The sequence below is a fragment of the Micromonospora sp. D75 genome (assembly GCF_018070405.1).
Taxonomy (GTDB): Bacteria; Actinomycetota; Actinomycetes; order Mycobacteriales; family Micromonosporaceae; genus Micromonospora; species Micromonospora chalcea.
Window position 1 is genome coordinate 1 of the sequence record NZ_JAGPXV010000305.1, and the last position, 7,025, is coordinate 7,025.

Annotated in this window: 7 protein-coding genes; 2 read left to right on the plus strand and 5 right to left on the minus strand. The window is 74.7% G+C overall.

From position 1 onward, the window contains the following. The 5 genes from KBX39_RS18515 to KBX39_RS18535 all read right to left on the minus strand — a co-directional run. On the minus strand, window positions 1–483 hold a 483-nt coding region (locus tag KBX39_RS18515), incomplete at its 3' end, for a PfkB family carbohydrate kinase (RefSeq protein WP_247660346.1). After that, the gene (locus tag KBX39_RS18520) at window positions 480–1,172 is read right to left on the minus strand and encodes an SIS domain-containing protein (protein ID WP_043325027.1); all 693 of its coding nucleotides are present in this window, start codon (window positions 1,170–1,172) and stop codon (window positions 480–482) included. The genes KBX39_RS18515 and KBX39_RS18520, both read right to left, overlap by 4 nt. Then, the gene (locus KBX39_RS18525; protein WP_210871704.1) at window positions 1,172–2,389 is read right to left on the minus strand and encodes a glycosyltransferase; all 1,218 of its coding nucleotides are present in this window, start codon (window positions 2,387–2,389) and stop codon (window positions 1,172–1,174) included. Before KBX39_RS18525 ends, KBX39_RS18520 begins: the two co-directional genes overlap by 1 nt. Continuing rightward, on the minus strand, window positions 2,374–3,348 hold the full coding sequence (locus KBX39_RS18530; RefSeq protein WP_209961133.1) for a glycosyltransferase: 975 nt from the start codon (window positions 3,346–3,348) through the stop codon (window positions 2,374–2,376). The genes KBX39_RS18525 and KBX39_RS18530 overlap by 16 nt, the downstream gene beginning before the upstream one ends. Continuing rightward, window positions 3,345–4,922, minus strand: a complete 1,578-nt coding sequence (locus KBX39_RS18535) for an HAD-IIIA family hydrolase (RefSeq protein ID WP_187693321.1) — start codon at window positions 4,920–4,922, stop codon at window positions 3,345–3,347. The genes KBX39_RS18530 and KBX39_RS18535 overlap by 4 nt, the downstream gene beginning before the upstream one ends. Before the next feature lie 262 nt (window positions 4,923–5,184). Here KBX39_RS18535 and KBX39_RS18540 point away from each other — a divergent pair, with 262 nt between their 5' ends. Together KBX39_RS18540 and KBX39_RS18545 are read left to right on the plus strand one after the other, a co-directional pair. Beyond that, window positions 5,185–5,706, plus strand: a complete 522-nt coding sequence (locus tag KBX39_RS18540) for an SRPBCC family protein (RefSeq protein ID WP_307189071.1) — start codon at window positions 5,185–5,187, stop codon at window positions 5,704–5,706. A 15-nt stretch (window positions 5,707–5,721) separates the two neighbouring features. Then, window positions 5,722–6,489 (plus strand): polyprenol monophosphomannose synthase, encoded by a 768-nt coding sequence (locus KBX39_RS18545; RefSeq protein ID WP_064448755.1) that lies wholly within the window; start codon window positions 5,722–5,724, stop codon window positions 6,487–6,489. Window positions 6,490–7,025: the final 536 nt, after the last annotated feature.

Sequence of the window (7,025 nt, forward strand, 5' to 3'; positions counted from 1 at the left end):
GGGCGCCCGGGTGGCGGCCAGCGCGGCGCGCAGCGCGGGATGCCCGGCCACGCCCCGGCCGTAGTCGCTCACCAGCACTGCGGACGCGTCGGCGATCAGCCGCAGCACGGCGTCGCTCGGCTGACCGGGCACACCGGCCGCGCCGCCCCGGTCGTGGCGCAGCAGCACCCGGCCGCGTACCCGCAGCCGGACCTTCTCCGGGGTGGCACCGGCCAGCGGCAGCGCGTACAACCGCACCCCCGCGGCGGCGAGCAGCGTGCCGATCCGGGCCCCGCCGGCGTCGTCGGCGACCGCGGTGACCAGCGCGACCTCGGCGCCCTGAGCGGCCGCGAACACCGCGGCCAGGCCGGCGCCGCCGGGACGGTCGACGGAGGAGGTCTCGTCCAGCACCGGCACCGGGGAGTCCGGGCAGAGCCGGTTCACCAGACCCTCGACGTCGCGGTCCAGCAGCGTGTCCCCGAGCACCACCACCGGCCCCCTCATGCCCGGCCTCCCGGTCCGGCGGGCGCCGCCGGGTCCGGGTCGCCGAGCACCACCTCGACGCCGGTACGCACCGGTTCGGCCGGCGCCGGGGCGGCGAGGGCCGCCGGCAGCGCCCGTTCGACGTACTCGCAGAGCACGTGCGAGGCCACCAGATGCAGCTCCTGCACCACCTGCCCGTCCGGCGAGTCGATCGCCAGGTGCTCGTGGCAGAGGTCGGCGAGGGGGTTGGGCGCGGGGCCGGTGAAGGCCCAGGTGCGCAGGCCGGTCTGGTGGGCGGCGTGGGCGGCGGTGAGGAGGTTGGTGCTGGTGCCGCTGGTGGTGAGAAGCAGGAGGATGTCGTGGGGTCGGCCGTGGGCGCGTACCTGTCGGGCGAAGGTTTCGTCGTATCCGTAGTCGTTGGCGATGGCGGTGAGGGCGCTGGTTTCGGCGTGGAGGGCGATGGCGGACAGGGGTTGGCGGTCGTGGCGGAGTTTGCCGACGAGTTCGGCGGTGAGGTGCTGGGCTTCGGCGGCGCTGCCGCCGTTGCCGGCCACCAGCAGCCGACCGCCGGCGGCGAGCCGCTGCGCCAGATCCTCACCCCAGCGGGCCAGCATCCGCTCCGACTCCCGCAGCGGCAGCAGCGCGGCGGCCAGCAGCGCCAGATGGTCCTCCAGCAGCGTGCCGCCGGCGGCCGGCGGGGTCGCCGTCATCAGGCGACCACCCGGGTGGGACGGCCGACGGTGGCCACCTCGCCGTACAACTCGGTGAGGCGGTCGGCGGTGGTGGCCCACGAGTAGCGGGTGCGGGCCCGTTCCAGCGCCGCGGTGGCGTAGGCGAACCGGCGGATCCGGTCACCGAGCAGGCCCCGGATCGCCGCGCCGAGCGCCGCCGGATCGCGGGCCGGCACCAGGTCGCCGGTGCGGCCGGGCACCACCGTGTCGATGAGCCCGCCGACCGCGGTGCCGACCACCGGCACGCCGCACGCCATCGCCTCCAGCGGGGTGAGCCCGAACGGCTCGTACCAGGGTGCGGCGACGAGCACGTCGGCGGACCGGTACCAGCGGCCCATCTCCTCCCGGGGGACCGCGCCGACCAGCCGCACCCGGTCGGCGACGCCGAGCGAGCGGGCCAGCGTCCGCAGGCGCAGCGCGTACGGGTCGGTCTCCAGCAGCCCGGCCGGCGGGCCGCCGACCACCACGCACTCGGCGTCCGGCACCTCGGCGACGGCCCGGATGACGTCCTGGAAGCCCTTGCGCTCGACCAGCCGGCCGACGGTGAGGATGCGGGCCCGGCCGCCGTCACGGTCGGCGACCGGGCCGAGCGGGGCGAACGTGGACAGGTTCACCCCCGACGGCACGACTGTCATCCGGGAGCGGGGCACACCCATCCGGACCAGCTCGGCGACCTCGTCCTGGCACTGGGCGACCACCCGGTCCACCGAGCGGCCCAGCTTCCGCTCGTGCTCGACCCGGCCCGGCGGGCTGGTGTCCTGCGCGCCCTGGTGGCGGCGCTTGACGGTGCCGAGCGCGTGGTAGGTCTGCACCACCGGCACGCCCGCGCGGCGGGCCGCGGCGAGCCCGGCCAGCCCGCTCATCCAGAAGTGCGCGTGCACCACCTCGGGCTGCCAGTCGCCGGTGCGCCACCGGTCGGCCAGCCAGTTGCCGAACGCCGGCATGTACGGCAGCAGGTCGTCCTTGGCCACCGGCTCGGCCGGCCCGGCCGGTACGTGCACCACCTCGTACCCGTCCGGGGCACGGACGCTCACCGGCAGGTCCACCGCGTCGAGCCGGGTGTAGACCCGGACGTCGTGACCGGCGGCCGCGAGCGCGGCGGAGAGCTCCGCGACATGCGTGTTCTGGCCACCGGCGTCCTCCCCGCCGAGGACGGCGAGCGGGCTGGCGTGCTCCGAGATCATCGCGATGCGCATACTTCCTCCTCCAGCAGCCGGTCCCAGTCGGCGAGGAAACGCTCCAGGCCGTAGCGGCCCCGGGCGGCGGCCCGCGCCGCGGCGCCCGCCCGGCGGGCGGACTCCCTGTCGTCCAGCAGGCCACGGGCGGCCTCGACGAGCGTGTCGACCCGGGTGGACAGCGCGCCCGCCTCCGGCGGGACGGCTTCCACCGCTTCGGTGGTGGCCAGCGCCACCACCGGCATGCCCATGGTCATGGCCTCGACGAGGCTGAGGCCCAGTGAGGTCCAGCGGCACAGGTGCAGGTAGGCGCGCCGTTTGGCGAGTTCGGCGTGCATGGCGTGCTGGGGTACGTCGTCGTGGCTGGTCAGCCGGTCCTCGGGCAGTCCGAGGTGGGCGGCGAGACCGGCCACCTTCATGCCGTAGACGTCGAGCGGGGCGAGCGCGGCGAACCGGGCGAGCAGGTCGGTGCCGGTGACGCGCCAGCGGCGTACCGGCTCGTTGATGACCACGGCGAGGCGGTCGAGTTCGCCGGTCCATTCGACGGCGGGCGGTACGACGCCGTGGTCGACCACCGTGGTGCGGGTGCCGCCGTTGTCCCAGAACAGCTCGTTGAACGCGGTGACGTGGGTGAGCAGCAGGTCGTCGCGGTCGGCCATGGGATGACGGGTGTTCGGCACGTCGCCTTTCGGCGTGTTGTGCTCGACGTAGATCGCCGGGACGTCGCGTCCGGGGCGGCGGCCGAGCCACTCGGCGGCCAGGTCGAGTTCCTCCGGGCGCTGCAGGATCACCAGGTCCACGTCGGCGCCGCGCAGGTCTTGCGGCGTGACCTCGACCGCGCTGTCCGGCCACGGGTAGGTGCGCGCCCGGCCCAGCCCGTACGGGCTCCGGTCCGGCGTGACCGGCACCAGGTAGCGGTGCTTGCCGTGCACGAAGGACGTCGTCCACGACCCGTGGACGTGCCACAGCAGGATGTTCATCCGACCACCCCGCCCGCCACCGGCGCCGGCACGCCGAGCAGCCGCAACGCCTCCAGCACCCGGCCCGGCTCGACCGCCGACAAGCACGGGTGACCGGGCACCGGGCAGACGGTGGCGCGGGTGTCCCGGCAGGGCGCCGCCGCGTCACCGAGGCGCACTGTCGGCACCCGGTAGGGCCCCCACTGCCCGAACGGCACCGTGGGCGCGAACAGGCTCACCACCGGCACGCCGAGCGCGGCGGCCAGGTGCGCGGGGCCGGTGTTGCCGACCACCAGCGCGCCGGCGCCGGCGACCACAGCGGCCAGCTCCGCCAGCCCGGTACGCCCGCCGAGGTCGACGCCGCCCGCCGCCGCGACCCGGGCGGTCAGCTCCCGCTCGTCCGGCCCGCCGGTGACCACCACCCGGTGACCGGCCGCGCCGAGCACCCGGACCACTCGCGTGGCCAGTTCCTCCGGGCAGGCGCGGGTCTCCACCGAGGACCCGGGATGCAGCACCACGTAGCCGGGCGCCCCGGCCTCGGCCGCGGGTGGCGGAAGCCGGTCGGAGCGGATGCGCAGGGCGGGTTCGTCGTGGCCGGGCAGCGCGAATCCGGCGGCGGCGGCGAGGGACAGGGCGCGTTCCGGTTCGGGTACGCCGGCCGGGACGCGGTGGCGCACGTCGAGCAGGCTGCCCGGGTAGTCATCGCTGATCGCGCTGATCCGGGGCACCCCGGCCAGGCGCAGCAGCAGCGCCAGCGGCAGCGCGGACTGGTGGAAGGAGGTGAAGACGACGGCTTCGTCGGCGCGTACGGCCGCGAGCCGGTCGGTGAGCGCGCGCATGTCACCCGGGTCGACGGGCGGGGCGGGCGCGTCGATCCACGGCAGCGGCGCTTCGATGATCTCGTCCACGCCGGGCAGCAGTTCGGCCGCCGCCCGGCCGCGTGGCCCGCACAGCAGCACCACCCGCTGCGCGCCGGCCGCCACCGCGCGGATGCCGGGACCGGTCACCAGCACGTCACCGGCGGCGTCGCTGCGGACGACGAGGACCGTGCCCCGGCGGTTACGGCCCGCGCGTTGCGGCGCGGCCGTGAGGCGCATCCTGGCCAGCACTGTGCTCACCGCGTCCGGCAGGTCGGCGGCAACTGTGGGCGCGGCGGCCACCTCGGCAGCCCGGGTGGCCGGCGTGGGCACCATGATCGTGGCAGCGCCGGCCGCCGCGGCGGCGGCCGTGTCCGCGCCGATGTCGCCGATCAGCACGCACCGGGTCGGCGTGGTGCCGAGCGCGCGGGCTGCCTCGTGTACGAGCCCGGGCGCCGGCTTGCGGCAGGCGCACCCGTCGGCTTCCGCGTGCGGGCAGATCGCCCAGTGGTCGAAGGGCCCGAGCAGTTCCTCCACCCGGGCGTTGACCAGCCTCAGCTCGTCCGCGGTGAAGCAGCCGCGGGCCAGGCCGGACTGGTTCGTCACCACGGCGAGCCGCAACCCGGCCGCCCGCAACCGGTCCAGCGCCTCCCGGGCGCCCGGCACCGGCCGTACCTTCTCCGGGTCGCCGTTGTACGGCACGTCCTCGATCAGCGTGCCGTCCCGGTCCAGCAGCACCGCGTCGTAGAGGCCGGACGGGAACCGGTCAGCACCCGGGTCAACCCGGGCTGACCTGCACTGATCCCGCTCCTGGTCCCGTCGCACGGGCGGCGGGTTCCCGAGCCCCCGAGGAGTAAACGTCGACGTCGGCGCCAGGCGCGCCCCGCCGGTGCCGGCGCACACGTTGCCACGACCGTTCCGGTCCGGCGATACCCGCCGCCCCCGAGAAGCTAACCCGCATCGCCGTTAGCGGCGGCCCGGGGCGGGGTACCGGTTGGTGATGGCGGTTGTGGAGAAAGTGATCGACGCACCTCCGGAGCAGGTCTTCGAGGTGCTCGCGGACGGGTGGACGTACAGCGACTGGGTGGTGGGCACCGTGCACGTGCGGGACGTGGACGACACGTGGCCCCGGGTCGGCAGCAACCTGCACCACCGGGCCGGGCCCTGGCCGTTCTCGCTGCAGGACAAGTCCACCGTGCTGGAGTGCCAGGCGCCGCACCGGCTCGTGCTGCGCGCCGGGTTGTGGCCGGCCGGCGAGGCGACAGTGGCGTTCGCTCTGGAACCGCTGGAGGACGGCCGGACCCGGGTGACCATCGGCGAGGACTTCGCCGCCGGGCCGCTGCGGTGGGTCCGGACCAAGCTCAACGACCTGGTGCTGCATCTTCGCAACCGGGAGACGCTGGCCCGGCTGTCCGACATCGCGACCCGGCAGAAGCCGGAGCGGGATCGATCCCTCGGCGGGGCGTCTGTGCGGCCGCCGCACGGCCCACTGGATACCCTCTCAGATGAACCTGTCCGCTGACCGAGGATGTCCGTGATGATCGAACCCGTGCAGTTACCCTCCCCGTGGGGGGATGCGCGCCTGACCGTCGTCGTTCCGACCTACAACGAGGCGGGCAACCTCCCGGTGCTGGTCGAGCGCCTGCTCGCGCTGCCTCTGCCGGGGCTGAAGGTGCTGGTCGCGGACGACAACTCCCCGGACGGCACCGGTGAGGTCGCCGACAAGCTGGCCATCGAGCACCCGGACCGGGTGACGGTGGTGCACCGCCCGGGCAAGGAGGGCCTCGGCCGGGCGTACGTGGACGGCATCGGCCGGGCGCTCGACGACGGCGCGGACTTCGTCGCCCAGATGGACGCCGACCTGTCGCACCCGCCGGAGGCGCTGCCCGGCATGCTCGGCGCGCTGCTGTCCACGCAGGCTTCGGTGGTCATCGGCTCGCGGTACGTGCCCGGCGGTGAGCTGGACGAGAACTGGCCGCTGTACCGGCGCGCGCTCAGCGGCTGGGCCAACCTGTACGTGCACACGCTGCTGCGCGTGCGCATCCGTGACCTGACCGCCGGCTTCAAGATCTGGCAGGCTGAGGCGCTGCGCGCGATCGGGCTGGACCGGGTCCAGTCGAACGGCTACAGCTTCCAGGTGGAGATGCACTACCTCGCCACCAAGCTGGGCCACACCATCCTGGAGGTGCCGATCCGCTTCGAGGAGCGCCGCGACGGCGACTCGAAGATGACCACCGCCACCAAGATCGAGAGCGCGTTGATGCCGTTCAAGCTGCGCAGCCGGCACCGCAACCTCGACACCTGATCCGCCCTGCCCTGCCGCGCGCCCGCAACGCGCCCTCACGCCGCTGTCACGGCGCGTGAGGGCGCGCTCGCCCCGCCATCTCCCGCACCCCGCGCCCTTGCTCTGCCGCCACCGGCGCAGCACCGCGTTGACCTGGGGCGCTCTCCCGGTGCCACGGCCCCACCTCAGGCGCAATCAAGCACGCTGCGTAACCAACCCCGCATGCCTCACCGCTCCACCCCGCCACCCCGCCACCCCGCCACCCCGCCACAGGCGCGATCTTGCAGTTTGGTGCCCGGCAAATCCTGACAAAACCGTCACCCCTCGGGCGCCAACTGCAAGATCACGCGGGACGTGGGCGTGCGGCGTGGCGGCTGGCGAGGAGCGGGCTGGCCGAACACTCCCGTGACACACCCGCGCGACGATCAGGCACCTAACCGCAGTCAGTACGTCACCGGGCACGGGACCGCGGCCACGCCAGGCGCGGCCCGCAGATCTTGGTACGACAGGGCCCCCAAGAGGGCCATTTCGTACCAAGATCTACACCAGTTCCCGGG